At 72.1% G+C, this 15,084-nt stretch carries 8 protein-coding genes; 3 read left to right on the top strand and 5 right to left on the bottom strand.

From position 1 onward, the window contains the following. Positions 1-190: 190 nt before the first annotated feature. Positions 191-4,342 (top strand): PAAR-like domain-containing protein, encoded by a 4,152-nt coding sequence (locus tag WMF45_RS23585; protein ID WP_437719095.1) that lies wholly within the window; start codon positions 191-193, stop codon positions 4,340-4,342. Between the two features lie 15 nt (positions 4,343-4,357). On the opposite strand, the gene WMF45_RS23590 is transcribed toward WMF45_RS23585, so the two are convergent. Beyond that, positions 4,358-5,305, bottom strand: a complete 948-nt coding sequence (locus WMF45_RS23590; protein WP_437719096.1) for a hypothetical protein — start codon at positions 5,303-5,305, stop codon at positions 4,358-4,360. Positions 5,306-5,393: 88 nt separating this feature from the next. Here WMF45_RS23590 and hisC point away from each other — a divergent pair, with 88 nt between their 5' ends. Further along, complete coding sequence (gene hisC, locus WMF45_RS23595; RefSeq protein WP_437719097.1) at positions 5,394-6,485, top strand: histidinol-phosphate transaminase; 1,092 nt, start codon at positions 5,394-5,396, stop codon at positions 6,483-6,485. Continuing rightward, complete coding sequence (locus tag WMF45_RS23600; RefSeq protein WP_437719098.1) at positions 6,476-7,687, top strand: tetratricopeptide repeat protein; 1,212 nt, start codon at positions 6,476-6,478, stop codon at positions 7,685-7,687. Before hisC ends, WMF45_RS23600 begins: the two co-directional genes overlap by 10 nt. Before the next feature lie 37 nt (positions 7,688-7,724). Here the strand turns inward: WMF45_RS23600 and WMF45_RS23605 are convergent, their stop codons facing one another. The 4 genes from WMF45_RS23605 to nuoL all read right to left on the bottom strand — a co-directional run bounded on the left by WMF45_RS23605 (position 7,725) and on the right by nuoL (position 15,084). Continuing rightward, a complete protein-coding gene (locus WMF45_RS23605; RefSeq protein WP_437719099.1) occupies positions 7,725-8,729 on the bottom strand; it encodes a hypothetical protein in 1,005 nt (334 codons plus the stop codon). Positions 8,730-8,993: 264 nt separating this feature from the next. Next, entirely contained in the window at positions 8,994-10,520 is a 1,527-nt protein-coding gene (locus WMF45_RS23610; RefSeq protein ID WP_437719100.1) for an NADH-quinone oxidoreductase subunit N, read from the bottom strand. Further along, positions 10,517-12,523 carry a complex I subunit 4 family protein gene (locus WMF45_RS23615; RefSeq protein ID WP_437719101.1) on the bottom strand — a complete coding sequence of 669 codons (2,007 nt, stop codon included), beginning with the start codon at positions 12,521-12,523 and terminating at the stop codon, positions 10,517-10,519. Before WMF45_RS23615 ends, WMF45_RS23610 begins: the two co-directional genes overlap by 4 nt. After that, positions 12,520-15,084: an NADH-quinone oxidoreductase subunit L gene (nuoL, locus tag WMF45_RS23620; protein ID WP_437719102.1), complete on the bottom strand. Its 2,565-nt coding sequence runs from the start codon at positions 15,082-15,084 to the stop codon at positions 12,520-12,522. The genes WMF45_RS23615 and nuoL overlap by 4 nt, the downstream gene beginning before the upstream one ends.

The raw sequence follows: 15,084 nt of genomic DNA on the forward strand, positions 1-15,084 counted from the left end.
AGCCCGCGCCGCCAGCGCCAGGAAGAAGCACGGGCCCGACGTTCCTGCCTGGTCATCTCCCTCCCCCGCACGTCAGCCGCGCTCCCGGCGAGGCCGTCCGAGCCATGTAGCTTTCCCGGGCTACCGGACGGTGGGCTCGCGATTGCCGCGATTGCACGCGCTCGCGGGACCGTGGGACCATCCTGTCACCATGGGTAAGGTCACCGCCCTCCACATGGACACCATCACCGAGAAATCCGGTCACCAGATGACCGGTATGGCGGTGAGCGTGTGTCTGACCCCGGCCGCGCCCAGCCCGTTGCCGATCCCCTACCCCACCATGGGCACGGTCTCGGAGGGGATCATCGACCCGTGCATGCGCACGAAGATCGAGGGCGCGAAGATCCTCACGGTCGGCGGCTGCATGAAGGCATGCCACGGCAACGAGCCTGGCACGCTCAAGGAGGTCGTCAGCCTCAACACCGGCGGGCCTTGTTTCCCTTGGCTCGGCGCGCCGAACGTCATCATCGAGCTCGGCATGGCCGGCATCACCGGCAGCATGGGCCAGATGAACAAGAGCATCACCGTCGGCGCCGGCGCCAGCGCGAGCGGCGCAGGCGGGGGCGGCGGCGGGGGTGGGGGGGGCGGCGGCGGGGCCGGGGGCCCGGGCGGCGGCGGCCCCCAGGGCGGCGGCAACGGCGGCGGAGGCGGAGGCGGGGGCAACAGCGGCGCCGCGCCGCCGAGCCCGCCTGCGCCGCCGGGCGCCGAGGGCCAGGCGGCCGCGGGCCATCCGATCGATGTCGTGACCGGGACGCTGTTCACGATCCCGGCGGCCGACTTCACGCTGACCGGGTTCCTCTGGGTCCAGTGGATCCGCACCTACAGCACCTCGGCCGTGCGCCACCGCTGCGGCCTCGGGTGGGGCTGGTCGCACAGCCTCGCCTGGCGCGCCGAGCGCAACGGCGATCACCTCGTCCTCGTCGACGACCAGCAGCGCCGCACCGAGATGCGGCTGCCCGCGGCCGGTGAAGCGCTGCTCCTCCCCCACGGCCGGAAGGTGCACGTCGACGGGGACACGATCGTCGTCGACCTCGGCGACGACCTCGTGCGGGTCCTCCGGCCCACCGCGGATCCGCGGGCGTACACGCTCGCCGAGCTGCGCGACGCCTTCGGCAACGCGGCCACGATCGAGTGGGATCAGGACGAGGTCGTGGCGATCACCGACTCGGTCGGCCGCCACGCGGAGGTCGCCCGCGACGGGAACCTGCGCATCTGGTCCGTCGCCGTCGCGGACGAGGCCGGCAAGGAGCACCGCCGGCGCCTCGTGACCTACGAGCTCGACGGGCGCGGAGACCTCGTCCGGGTCATCGACGTGGGCGGCGCGGAGACCCGGTTCAGCTACGACGACGAGCACTACCTGCGCTCGGAGACGCGGGCCGACGGCGTCGTCTTCCATTTCGTGTACCAGGACGCGGGCGGCGAGCGGCGCTGCGTGGAGACCTGGGGCGAGCTGCCCGGCGGCGACCTCCTCGCCGCGCTCGGCGCCCCCGAGGCGCACGTGGCCGACGGTCCCCGCGGCATCTTCCACACGCGCGTCGCGTACGGGCCCGAGCCTCACCAGACGACGGTGACGGACGCGCTCGGCCACGTGCATCGTTACCAGGGCAACGCGCTCGGCCTCGTCGAGCGCTACGTCGACCCGCGCGGCTACTCCATGCTGTTCACGTACGACGGGGTCGGGCGCCTCATCGCCGTCACCGACGGCGCAGGGGCCACGCAGCGACGCCGCCACGATCTCGCCGGACGGCTGATCTCCCTCAGCGACGGCGGCGGCACGGTCCGGTACCAGACGGACGAGGAGCGGCAGGGCGTCACCACCATCGCCCCGAACGGCCACCGCTCCACCGAGCGGCGCAGCCGGGGGCGCGTCGTCGAGCTCGAGGACGCGCGCGGCAAGACAACGGCCGAGTACGACGCGCGCGGCAAGAACACGAAGATCACGTACCCGAGCGGCCTCGTCGACACGCTCGAGTACGACGCGCACGGCAACCTCGTCCGCTACGCCCAGGGGGAGCGCGTGTGGACCTACGTGTACGATCTCCTGGGCATGCCCGTGCGCATCGAGTCGCCCGGCGGCGCGGCGACAACGCTCGAATACGACTCCTCGGGCAACATCGTCTGCGCCGTGGGGCCGAGCGGGCAGCGCACCGAGCACGCCTTCGACGGGCTCGGGCTGTGCACGGCGACCTCGTACCCCGGCGGCGGCCGCGCGCAGTACCGCTACGTGGCCAGTGCGCTCGTCGAGCAGGTGCTGCCGGACGGCTCGCGCTGGACCATGGGCTACGACGCGCTCCTCCGGCTGAGCTGGATGCAGAACGCCGCGGGCGAGCGGCGCTCGTTCGAGTACGACGCGGCCGGCAACCTCGTCCGCGAGACGACGTTCACGGGGCTCCAGTATCGCTACGAGTACGACGGCGCGGACCGGCTCGTGTCGATCCTCCGCCCCGACGAGTCGATCGTGCGGCTCTCGCGCGACGGCGCGGGCAACGTCGTCTCGCGAGAGTACTCGTCGGGCCTCGTCGAGCGCTTCGAGTACGACGCCCTGGGGCGCGTCGCGCGCGCGACGAACGGCGCCTGCACGACGGAGCTCGCGTACGACGAGCGCGGCGCGATCCTGCGGGACACGCAGACGTGCGGCGGCTTCAAGTTCGTCACGAGCTACGACTACGACGAGGGCGGCCAGCTCGTGGCGCGCCGGTACTCGTCCGGCTGGCGCGTGGCGCTGGAGCACGACACGTACGGGCGGGTCGCCGCGATGGGCGTCGGCCATCCAGACGCCGCCGAGCGCTTCGTCTTCGAGCGCGACGAGCAGGACGGCGAGCGCGCCCGCCGGCGCGACGGTGGCGCCGGCGCCATCCTGACCCGGCGCAACGCCGAGGGCTTCCCGGTGGAGATCCAGGTGGAGGGCGCGTCGGGCGACGTCGTCCGCTCCCGCGCCTACCGCTGGCACCCGACCGGGGCGCTGGCCGCCGTGATCGACAGCGAGCGCGGCGAGCGCCGCTACGACCTCGACGCGCACGGGCGGCCCGCGGACGTGCGCGGGCTCGGCGCGACGGAGGCGTTCTCCTACTCGCCACACGGCACGGCGATCGCGCGGGGTGAAGCGTCGGTCGGCGCCGGCGGGCGGCCGCGCGCGGCGAGCGACCAGGTCCTGACCTGGGACCGGCTTGGCCGGCTCTCGGGCCGGGACGCGCCCGAGCCGCAGCGCACGTGGCGGTACGCCTTCGACGAGAACGATCGGCTGACCGAGGCCGTGCGCGGCGACGGGCTGAAGATCCAGTACATCTACGACGCGCTCGGCCGCCGCGTGGCCGAGATCGTCGGCCAGGGGAGCACGTGGTTCGGCTGGGACGGCGACAGCATCGTCGAGGAGCGCGCCTCGGGCGGGCAGGTCACGCGCCGTGTCTTCGACGCGTCAGGTCACATGCCGCTGCTCGAGTCGCAGGGCGGCGCGGGCTTCCGCCTCGTGGCGACCGACGCCGCGGGGACGCCGTGGCTCACCCTCGACGCGGCCGGCGAGATCACCGAGATCGAGCTCACCACCTGGGGCGAGGTCGCCCACAAGCGCGGCGAGCCGGGCGCGCTCCGCTTCGCCGGGCAGCGCGCCGACGAGCTCACCGGCCTCCACTACAACCGGTACCGCTACTACGCGCCCGACCTGCGCGTGTTCATCTCGCCGGATCCCATCGGCCTCTCGGGCTCGCTGCAGGAGATCGGCTTCGTCCCGAACCCGACGCTCTTCATCGACCCGCTCGGGCTGCTCACGATCATCACGGCCTCGAACGATCCAAAGCTCCACAACGCGTACTACTCGCAGTACGCGGCGAAGTACCCGGGCGCGACGATCCTCAAGCCGAACCAGGTCGTGCCTGGCAGCCTCAAGGGCGAGACCGATGTCGTCATCGACACCCACGGCTGGCCGGGAAGCGTCGAGTGGGCGGGGAAGAAGATCTCGGGGGCCCAGCTCGCGGACAAGCTGAACGCCGCCGGGTTCAACGGGAAGATGCCTGGAACGCGCGTGGACGTCGTCACGTGCAACGGCGGGACGAAGCCGAACTTCATGGGCCGCAGCGTCGCCCAGGCGGTCGCGGACCGGACCGGCGCGACGACGTCCGGCGCGACAGCGAAGGGCGTCCCGGGCGTGGCCTCCGCTGGGCAGATGGGCAACGCGGGCGCCTCCGGCCTGGTCAGCGGGATGCCCACCGGCCTCGGATCCGGCAACGCCCCGGGCAACCTGCACGTCAACGGCGGCGGTCACCTGATCAAGGACATCAAGCCGCGCTGGTACACGTTCGGGCAGTGACGGGCGGCCCGCCGCTCAGGGCGCGCCGGCGGTCGCGGCGGTCGCGCCCTCAAGCGCCTCCGGCGACCCGAGCCAGACGGCGAGCCGCACCTCGTCCTGCGGCGGCGCGCCCAGGACGACGACGAGGAACGGGCCGTCGCACACGAAGTAGCGCTCGTACATATCGCCGCGCCCGAGGGTGAGCGGCCCGGGCTCGGTCGGCGGGAGCGCGTCCCACCCCAGGCGGAAGCGGACGGCATGGCGGGCGTCGCCGATCCGGCGCCCCTCCCCGCCCGCGAGCGGCTTGCCGACGAGCTCCTCGTGCGTACGCGCCGCGCACAGGTCGAGCGGGGGGATCTTCAGCGCACAGCGCCGGTCGAAGGGCTTCACGCCGAACCATCTCCCGAGCCAGCTCCTCGGCCTCCGCGCCGTCGCGACGACCTCCGCGACGGCGGCCCCCAGCGTCTCGGGGCGCTGGCACCGCGCGACGACCACGCGCTCATCCCCCTTGGCCTCCATCTCGATCACGAAGTCGTCGGGGCCGCTGTGGCGATGCACCGTCAGCTGCGCCGCGGCCCGCGACCACGTCGCGTCGTCGACGTCGTTCCAGAGCCCGAACGCAGGCAGGACGCGCTCGCCGAAGAGGACGCCCTCACGCCGGCTGGCGAAGGGCGCTGCGAACGACGGGCGCACGAACGAGAACGCGTACGCCCCGAGGGCGTCTCCGGGCGCGCCCTCAGGCAGCGCGCCCTCAGGCGGCGGCCCGAACCTGCGCGCGCCCTCCTGCGCCACCTCCCGGAGCGCTTCTGCCGCGGCGCCGACGCGCGCGACCGACCAGAGCGACCCGGCGGCGCGCGGCACGGCGGACGCCTCCCCCGCTCGCTCCTCCAGAGGGAAATCCGGCGAGAAGATCAGGGTCTGGTCTGGCGCGATGGGGGACGACAGCGACGGCACGAGCACGGTCGCGCGGCTCATCGTGGGCATGAGGTCCTCTGGTCCTGGAAGGAGGCGGGTAGTATACCGCTCTCCTCCCACCCTCATCGCCGCGCCCGCGACGATCGTGGACCGAGCCATGCCGCTGCCCGATTTCCTCCCTGCGCTGCTTCGTCCGGAGCTCGCCGAGCTCCACGCCTACACCCCGGTCGCCGGGCACTTCCCTGTGCGCCTCGACGCCAACGAGAGCCCGCCGCTGCTCTCGGCCGAGGCGCGGGCGGCCCTCGCGCGCGCCTCGGCGCCCGAGGACTGGGGCCGCTATCCCGACGCGCGCGCCCTCGATCTCCGCGAGGCCATCGCCGCCCACTGCGGCGCGGATCCTGACGAGATCGTGGCCGGCGTCGGCTCCGACGAGGTGATCTCGATCGTGCTCACCGCGCTCAGCCGCCCGCGGCAGGGCGCGGACGCGGCGAGCGTCGTCACGGTCAGCCCCACGTTCGTCATGTACAAGCTGAGCGCGCGCGCGCGCGGGATGCGCGTCGTCGAGGTCCCGCTCGACGCCGGCTGGGATCTCGACGTCGCGGGCCTCGTGCGCGCCGTCGATTTCGCGCGCCCCAACGTCGTCTTCATCGCCTCGCCGAACAACCCGACGGGCGCGCTCATGTCGGAGGACCGCCTCGAGGCGGTCGTCGCCGCGGCGAGGGACGCCCTCGTGATCGTCGACGAGGCGTACATCGACTTTGCCCCGCGCGACCAGCTCGCCCTCCTGCGCAAGCACCCGAACGTCGCCGTGCTGAGGACGCTCTCGAAGATCGGCCTCGCGTCGCTGCGGATCGGCTGGCTCATCGGCGCGCGGGAGCTCGTGGCCGAGCTCGACAAGGTCCGCCAGCCCTACAACCTGCCCACCCCGTCGCAGCGCGCGGCCGCCTTCGCCCTGCGGGAGCTCGGCGGCGAGCTCCGCCGCGCCGCCGCCGCCGTGACGGCCGAGCGCGAGCGCCTCGCGGCCGGGCTCGCCGAGCTCGGCCTCTCGGTCGCGCCGAGCCACGCCAATTTCCTCTGGATCGGCACGCGCCGCCCTGCCGGCGAGGTCTTCGAGGCGCTCGCCGCGCGCGGCGTCCTCGTGCGCAGCTTCCACGCGGCGGGCGGGCGCCTCGCGCACCGGCTCCGCATCACCGTCGGCCTCCCGGAGGAGAACGATCGCCTCCTCGCCGAGATCGCCGCGTGCGCGTAGCCGTGGCGTTCTCCGCCGCACGGCGCGCGCCGCGCGTGTTCCTCGCGACGTTCGCCGCGCACGCGGCGCTGACGGCGCTGGCGCCATTGACGGCGTTGACGGCATTGACGTCCACTGCCGGCTGCGCCGCGCCCCGGGTCGCGCGCTCGATCGACGGCCAGATCATCGAGGGTCGTACCATCGCGGCGCACGCCTATGCGCTGTATGCGATCGGCGCCGAGGCCGAGGCGCGCGGCGATCTCGCGACGGCGCTGGAGGCGTACGAGCTGGCGGAGGACGGAGACCCCGACAGCGCGGACATCTGGACGCGTATCGGGTCGGTGCGCTGCCGGCTCGGGCGCGGGGAGGCCGCGGGCGCCGCCTTCGAGCGCGCCCGCGCGATCGAGCCCGACTACGAGCCGGCCTACCGCGAGCAGGCGCGCTGCGATCTCTCGGCGGGGCGGCTCGAGGCGGCGCTCGGGCGGATCGATCGCGCGATCCTGCTCGATCCGGATCGTGACGACGGTGCCCTGCTCCGGGCCGAGATCCTGCGGCGGCTGGGCCGCACGGACGACGCGCGCCTCGCCTTGCGGGCGCTCGTGGTGCGGCGCCCCTGGTCGACAGAGGCGTGGCGCGCGCTGCACGCGGTGGCCGTCGAGGCGGGCGATCGCGCGGTGGCCGAGCAGGCTGCGCGGCGCCTGCGGGAGCTGGCCGCGCCGGGGGCAGCCGTCCTGGGGCGGCGGATGCCGTCAGGGGGGCGGCTGTCCGAGGTCGACGAGGCGCTCGTCCTGGGCCAGCTGCGCCGCGCCCGCCGCCTGGCGCGTGACGCGGATCTGACGCCGGCCGAGGTCGCGGTGCGCGCGGCCGCGCTGGGCCGCCTCGGTGAGGCCCGCGAGCAGGCCGAGCTCGTCTCGGCGGCCGATCCGGCGAGCGCCGAGGCGCTCGTGGCGCTCGCGGTGGCGGCCGATCTGACCGGTGATCTCGACGCGCTGACGCGGGCCTGCGACGCCCTCGACCTGTCCGCGGCGGCTGGCGGCCCCGCGGTGGCCCCCTCGCGGCTCGCCCGGCTCCTCTTCGCCGAGCTGCTCTTCCGTCGCGTCGGCCGCGACGCCGCGCTCACCTGGCTCGGCCCGCCGCTACCGCCCGCGCTCGTCGGCGGGGATGCGCTGTCCCAGGAGGTCGAGCGGCGCGTCCACCGAGAGCTCGCGGGCGGCGCACCCTGATGGGCGCGTCAACGCAGCGTGCCCCCGCCGTCATGACTCAAGGCACGCGCTTTGTGTGCGGCTTCTCGTTGTACTTCTTGAGGTCGAAATTGAGCTCGAAATCGAGCGTGTTCTCGCCCTCCTTGATCTCGATCTCCCTCTTCACGTCCTGATCGATGGCCGGCAGCAGGGCGGCGGTGAGCACCTTGCCCACGGGGATGCCCTTGATCTCGTACTTGCCGTCGAGCCCGGTCACGTCGTGTGTCGCGAACTTGAGCACGAAGACCTCGGCCTTGAGGAACGGCTTCGGCAGCTTGTCCACGAGGTGGTAGTAGCCTGGCTGCGGCGGGTAGAACTTCACCGGGTCGCCCTGGGGCACGGCGACGAGGACCGCCATGAAGGGGGCGCCCTCGAGGTTCGGCATGTACGGCTCCAGGGGATCGAGGTTCGCGACCTCGAGCCGCTGTCCGTAGGACATGACCACGGTCCGCTTCGAGAACGCGCACCCGTGGATGGTCACCTTCTCCGCCTCTTCGCGTTCCGGCACGTAACCGCTGTAGTTGACGACGGTGACGAGCGCGTCGGCGACCCCGTTCTGCTGTCCCACGCGGAACAGCCGCCCGTAGGTCGCGGCGGCCTCGCCGCACTTGCCGATCGGGAAGCTGAGCCCTGTATCGGGCGGCGGGTCGCCCTTGATGGTGACGCGTCCTCGCAGCGTCCCCGTGGGCCCGCTGTACGGCGCCTGTCGCTTCGGGTTCATCACCTTCGCGACGACCTCGGAGGTCAGCGAGAGCGCGGGCGCCTCGCCCGCCCCGGCCTGCGCGCTCCCCGCAGCGCCGGCGCTCGCGCTCCCTGCGGCCGCCGGCGCTGCGCTCCCCGCGGCCACAGGCGCTGCGCTCCCCGCGGCCACCGGCGCCGCGCTTGCCACCGGTGTCGCGCTCCCTGCGGTCGCGCCGCCGCTCGCGTTCCCTCCCTGACACCCGAGCGCCCCGAGCAGCGCGACGCACGCCGCTCGCATCCTCGCATCGCCCGCTCTTCTCTGCAGCTTCTCGCCGGTTCGCATCGGCGCCGACTTTAGCAACTCGCACGCCCCGCGCAGCACCGCGGATTCACGGCCGAACGAAGCGCGAGCGCCTCGAGCGCCAGCGCTCCGTTGCCATCCGAGTTGGCAGCGCTCCTCCAGGCCTGCACCCGCGTTGCCGAGCGGGGGTTCACCCGCACAGGAGATGGGCCCAGATCGGCGTTTTCGGCGCGCAGGCGTACTCCAGTACGCCGAGCACCGAAAACGTCGAGGTGGGCCCGTATCCGAAGCGGGTGGGCCCCCGCTCTAGCGAGACGCCAGGACCGCGCGGACCGCGATCCCGAGCGAGGTCGTCGGCCAGATGCCGAGGACCATCACGAGCACCGCGGACACCACAAGGGCCGCGTTGACGTAGCCCGAGCGCATCGGCCGCGCGATCGGAGCGCCGGGGGCCGGCTCGCGCATGTACATGTACACGAGCACCCGCAGGTAATAGTAGGCCGACAGCACGCTGTTGAGGAGCAGCGCCACGGACAGCGTGTACAGCTCCGCGCCCATCGCCGCCTTGACGATGTAGAGCTTGCCGAAGAAGCCCGCGGTCGGCGGCACGCCGGCCAGCGACAGCAGGAAGAGCGAGAACGCGAGCGCCGCCACCGGGTGCCGCTTGCCGATGCCGGAGAGGTCCTCGTAGCTCACCGCCTCGGCCCCACGGCTGCCGCAGAGGATGAGCGTCCCGAAGGCGCCGACCGTCGAGACCGTGTAAGCGAGCAGGTAGAACATCACGCTCGCCTGCGCGTCCTCGCTCGCCCGCACCGTCGCGGCCACGCCCACGAGCAGGTACCCGGCGTGCGCGATGCTCGAGTACGCGAGCATCCGCTTCACCGACTCCTGCCGGCCCGCGACGAGGTTCGCGACCGTCATCGTGAGCAGCGCCATCACCGCCACGGCCGGCGGCCAGCCCGCGGCCCACGACGAGAGCGCCGGGCTACCGAACGCCCCGAGCAGCACCCGCAGGAGCGTCGCGAACGCCGCGCCCTTCACCGCCACCGCCATGAACGTCGTGGCCGGCGTCGGGGCGCCCTCGTACGCGTCCGGCGTCCACATGTGGAACGGCACCGCGCTCACCTTGAACGCGAGCCCGACGAGCACCAGCGTCGCCCCGATGAGCAGCAGCGCCGGGTTCGGCGCCGCCGCCCCCTTCGCGCCCGCGATGGCCTCGCCGATCCCCGCGAGGTCGGTGTGCCCCGTCGCCCCGTAGATCAGCGCGCCGCCGTACAGCAGCAGCGCCGCCGCGAACGAGCCGAGCAGGAAGTACTTGATCGCCGCCTCGGTGCTCCGCGGCGACGTCCGGCGGAAGCCGGTCAGCGCGTACGCCCCGAGCGACATCGTCTCCAGGCCGAGGAAGAGCGTCAGCAGATCCCCCGCGCCGGCGAGGATGATCGCCCCGACCGTCGAGAAGGTCAGCAGCGGGTAGAACTCCCCGCGATCGAGCCGGTGCTCCGGGAGGTACCCCCCGGCGAGCAGCGCCGCGAGCGCGCCGCCCAGGCAGAGCACGAAGGAGAAGAACAGCGTGAACCGGTCCATGACCAGGTACGGGGCGAGCGAGTCGAACCCCTCCAGCGTCTCGGGGCCGACGAACCCGACCGCGCCCGAGAACACCGCCCCGGCGAGGAGCGTGATCGCGGTCCCGAGCGCCATGTCGGACGAGGGGCCGGAGCGGCGATCGTGCGACTCCTCGCGGCGGTGCGAGAACGCCTCCGCGAGCATCAGCAACGCGCCGCCGAGCGAGACGACGATGAGCGGCGATACCGCGATGTACGGTCCGAGGATCATCGCGCCGCCTCCCCCGCGCGCGCAGCGAGCGCGCCGTCTCCTCGGCGCGCGCCCCGATCGCGCCGAGCCTGCTCGTCTTCACCCGCCCCCGCCGCGCCCTCACCGGAGCCCAGCGAGGGGGCCCCCTTCAGGAAGGCGGGGGAGAACGTGTCCTCGGGCAGCAGCTTCGCGTTCCGTTCGTCCGCGAAGAGGATCGCCTGCCCGGAGACGACCTTGAACTGGTTGTAAGTAGACAGGACCGACTCCTTCATCCGATCGAGGAAGATCGCAGGGAACAGGCCGATCACGAAGATCATGAGGATCAGGGGCGCGAGCGCGAGCCCCTCGCGGGGCGTCACGTCGGGCAGGTGTTTGTTCTTCGGGTTCGTGAGCGGCCCGAAGAACATCTTCTGCACAACGCTCAGCATGTAGACGGCGGCGAGGATGACGCCCGCCGCGGCGCCGATCGTGTGGATCCCGCTGAACGTCCCGAGGCGCTCGGAGGCGTAGGTCCCCATGATGATCATGAACTCGCCGATGAACCCGTTCGTGCCGGGCACGCCGACGGAGGCGAACGTCACGATCAGGAAGAGCGTCGCGTAGACCGGCATCACCTTGGCCAGGCCGCCGAACTCCGAGACCTCCCGGGTGTGCCGGCGGTCGTAGATCACGCCGACGAGGAGGAAGAGCGCGCCGGTGGAGACGCCGTGGTTCACCATCTGGATCACCGCGCCCTGGATCCCGCTCGGCGTGACGCCGAAGAGCCCGAGCATCACGTAGCCCAGGTGGGCGACCGACGAGTACGCCACGAGGCGCTTCACGTCGGACTGCTTCCAGGCGACGAGCGCGCCGTAGATCACCCCGCCGAGGATCGCGATGCCCGCCAGGTTGGCCGCGAGGCTGGAGGCCGGGCCGGGGAAGAGGCCCATCGAGAAGCGCAGGTACGCGTACGTCCCGATCTTCAGCATCACCGCGGCCAGGATCACCGAGCCGCCGGTCGGCGCCTGCACGTGGGCGTCCGGCAGCCACGTGTGCACCGGCCACATCGGCACCTTGATGAAGAACGCGATCGAGAACGCCCAGAAGCAGAGCATCTGCGCGCTCCGGGGCAGCACCACGCGCGACAGCGCGAGGTAGTCGAACGTGTAGGCGCCCGTGAGCTTCTGGTTCGCCCACACGAGGTACACGATGCCCGCGAGCATCAGCATCGAGCCCGCCATCGTGTAGACGAAGAGCTTGATCGCCGCCTTGATCTTCTCGACGCCGCCCCAGATGCCGATCATCACGAACATCGGCACCAGCATCAGCTCCCAGAAGACGAAGAACAGGAACAGGTCGAGCGCGACGAACGCGCCGAGCATCGCCCCCTGCAGGAACAGGAGGCAGAAGCAGAGCTCCTTGATCCGGCTCTTGATCGAGCCGAACGACGCGTACGCCGCGATCGGCGCGATGAACGTCGTCAGCAGGACGAGCCAGAGGCTGATGCCGTCGATGGCGACGTGCCACCGGATGCCCAGCGTCGGGATCCACTCCTTGATCGACTGGAAGTGCCAGCCCACGGTCATCGGCACGGTGAGCAGCCACAGCGAGGCGAGGAAGCCCGCGCCGAGCACGGCCAGCGTGAAGCCCCGGAGCAGCGAGAGCAGCTGCCGCGGCACGAACAGCACAGCGGCGGCGCCCACGAAGGGCAGCCCGATGAGCACGTTGAGCAGCGACGGCCACTCGTCTGTCGCTCCCGCCGCCTCCGCCGCGGCGCCGGACGGCCAGAGCCACTGCACGAAGAGCACCGTGAGCGCCGCGATGAGCCCGAGGCCGGCGCGCTGCCACGGGGTGTACCCCGCGGCGGCGTGGGCCTCGCCGTGCTCGTCACCATGGTGGTCGTCGCCGTGGTGGTCGTCACCGTGGCCGTCGTGGTGATCGTCGCCGGCGTGGGCGCCCTGCGCGTCGCCCGGCGGGAGGATCGCTCCCACGACGCCGGCGGCGAGCGCCGGCCAGTACTGCGTTACGAGGTCGAGCGCGCTCATTGCAGGCCTCTCGGCTGGATCAGGTCATGGATCTGCTCCGCCGGGGTCGCCCCCGGGGGCAGCGCGGGCACGTCCGAGCCCAGCATGGTGGTCGGGCCCGCGGGGGTCTTGCGGCTCGCCGGCCTGGAGAACGAGAAGGTCTCGGTCGCCTCGCGGTCGAACGCGTTGCGCACGCGGAGGACGACGTCCTTGGTCTCGCCGGGCTCGAGCTTCACCGTGACGTCGGCCGCCTCGGAGAAGTCGCGCGCCGGCAGGCCGGGCGCCTCCCAGCGGTACCGGTAGCCGAGCCCCGGCGCCGCCGAGAGCCTCACCTCGCCGGACCGGCGCAGCTCCGCGTCGTCGACGTTCGCGTCCGCGTGCGGCTTGACGAGGAACCAGCCGACGCCGGCGAGGCCGACGACCATCGACGCTGCGTAGACCTGCACGCGGCCCGTCTGGAGCGCGCGCAGCACCGTGCCGAAGAACCCGACAAGCGCGGCCGAGAGCTTCGCGATGACGCCGTCGATGATCCACTTGTCGGCCATCGTGAAGATGTCGGCGATCGCGTCGACCATGCCCACCACCGTGGCGTTGTAGAGCTCGTCGATCCGCCACTTGTCGTAGATGAGCCGGTAGAGCCCCGGGACGCTCTCGGCGAAGCGCCGCTCGGGCTCGCCGCGCTTGTTCCAGTACACGAGCATCGCCAGGCCGATGCCGGTGAAGCAGGCCGCGACGCCGGGCAGCATCATCGGGAAGAGCAGCCCCTCCACCCCCTCGCGCGCCTTCACCGCCCGCTCCGTCAGCGAGAAGACCGGCTCGAGCAGGTGCGCGAGCGGCGCGAACGCGTGGTTGTGGGTGAGGTGCACGAGCGGCTCCGCCATGAGGAAGCCGGCGAAGACCGACAGCGCCCCGAGCACGATCAGCGGGATCGTCATCGGCAGCGGCGACTCGTGCGGCTCCGGACCCTCGAGCTTCTCGCCGTGCGCGTGCCCGTGGTGGTCGTCGTGGTGGCCGTGCGGGTGCGGGTCCTTCCAGCCGCGCACGATCGTCCAGCCGCGGAACTCGCCGTGGAACGTCTGGAAGTACGCGCGGAACATGTAGAACGCGGTCATCGTCGCGGCCAGGATGCCGAGCCAGTAGATCGCCGGGCCGAGCCACTCGGGCCACTGCCACACCGGCTGCCCGCGCGTCGAGACCGACTCGATCCGGCTGGAGAAGGCGCGCCACAGGATCTCGTCCTTCGACCAGAACCCGGCGAACCCGGGGAAGCCCGCGATCGAGAGGCACGCGAGGAGGAAGGTCCAGCGCGTCAGCGGCATGTGGTTCTTGAGGCCGCCCATGTTGCGCATGTCCTGGGACTGGTCGGTGTCGTGGATGCGGGCGTGCATCGCGTGGATCACCGAGCCGGCGCCGAGGAAGAGGCAGGCCTTGAAGAAGGCGTGCGTGAGGACGTGGAAGAAGCCGGCGGCGAACGCGCCGACGCCCACGCCGATGAACATGAACCCGAGCTGGCTCACCGTGGAGTAGGCGAGCACCTTCTTCAGGTCGTTCTGGAAGAGCCCGATCGAGGCGGCGAACAGCGCCGTGGCCACGCCGGTCACCGCGACGACCGCCATCGCGAACGGCGACAGCACGAACACCGCCGAGAGCCGGGCCACGAGGTAGACGCCCGCGGTCACCATCGTCGCGGCGTGGATCAGGGCGGAGACCGGCGTCGGGCCGGCCATCGCGTCGGGCAGCCAGACGTAGAGCGGGATCTGCGCGCTCTTGCCGGCGCAGCCGAGGAACAGCGCGAGCGCGGCGAGCGTCCCCGCGTACACGAGCACCGGCTGCGACGGGACGAGGAAGCTCAGGAAGCCCGGCACGGTGTCGACCGACATGTTGCCGATCGGCCAGATCTTCACCGCGGAGAGCAGGTTGCCCGCGTTCGCCGCGATGCCGTCGAAGTTCAGCGTGCCCGTGTAGTAGGCGAGCATCGCCATCGCCACGAGGAGGCCGAAGTCGCCGATGCGGTTCACGACGAACGCCTTCTTGCCGGCGCTCGCGTTCTTGTCGTCCTTGAACCAGAACCCGATCAGCAGGTAGCTGCACATGCCGACGCCCTCCCATCCCACGAAGAGGACGGCGAGGTTGTCGCCCATGATCAGGACGAGCATCGAGAAGATGAACAGGTTCAGGTACGCGAAGAACCGGTAGTACCCCGGGTCCTCGCGCATGTACGCGGACGAGTAGAGGTGGATGAGGAAGCCGACGCCGGTGACGACGAGGATCATCGTCCCGCTCAGGCCGTCGACGCTGAAGGCGGCGTCGATCGGGATCGACTGGCCCATCCGGCCGGTGATCGAGAACCAGCGCCAGGCCGTCCAGGTGAGCTTGCCGCCCTCGTGAGGCAGCATCAGGAACGTCGTGACGGCCGCCAGGAAGGCGCCGCCGAGCGCGGCGAGCGCCATCAGCCGGACCGCGTCCTTGCCGAGGCGCTTGCCGAAGAGGCCGTTCACGAACGCGCCGAGCGCCGGCAGGCCCAGGATGACCGCGAGCAGCGCGAACTCGGACGCGGGGAATAAGACTCTCAGGGCTTCCAC

The organism is Sorangium sp. So ce448 (assembly GCF_051520915.1).
Taxonomy (GTDB): Bacteria; Myxococcota_A; Polyangia; order Polyangiales; family Polyangiaceae; genus Sorangium; species Sorangium cellulosum_B.

What these genes read in the sequence shown, in the direction of transcription:
- WMF45_RS23590 (WP_437719096.1), bottom strand. Translation starts at nt 5,305, where the DNA reads ATGCCCACGATGAGCCGCGCGACCGTGCTCGTGCCGTCGCTGTCGTCC.
- WMF45_RS23615 (WP_437719101.1), bottom strand. Translation starts at nt 12,523, where the DNA reads ATGAGCGCGCTCGACCTCGTAACGCAGTACTGGCCGGCGCTCGCCGCC.
- WMF45_RS23610 (WP_437719100.1), bottom strand. Translation starts at nt 10,520, where the DNA reads ATGATCCTCGGACCGTACATCGCGGTATCGCCGCTCATCGTCGTCTCG.
- WMF45_RS23605 (WP_437719099.1), bottom strand. Translation starts at nt 8,729, where the DNA reads ATGCGAACCGGCGAGAAGCTGCAGAGAAGAGCGGGCGATGCGAGGATG.
- hisC (WP_437719097.1), top strand. Translation starts at nt 5,394, where the DNA reads ATGCCGCTGCCCGATTTCCTCCCTGCGCTGCTTCGTCCGGAGCTCGCC.
- WMF45_RS23585 (WP_437719095.1), top strand. Translation starts at nt 191, where the DNA reads ATGGGTAAGGTCACCGCCCTCCACATGGACACCATCACCGAGAAATCC.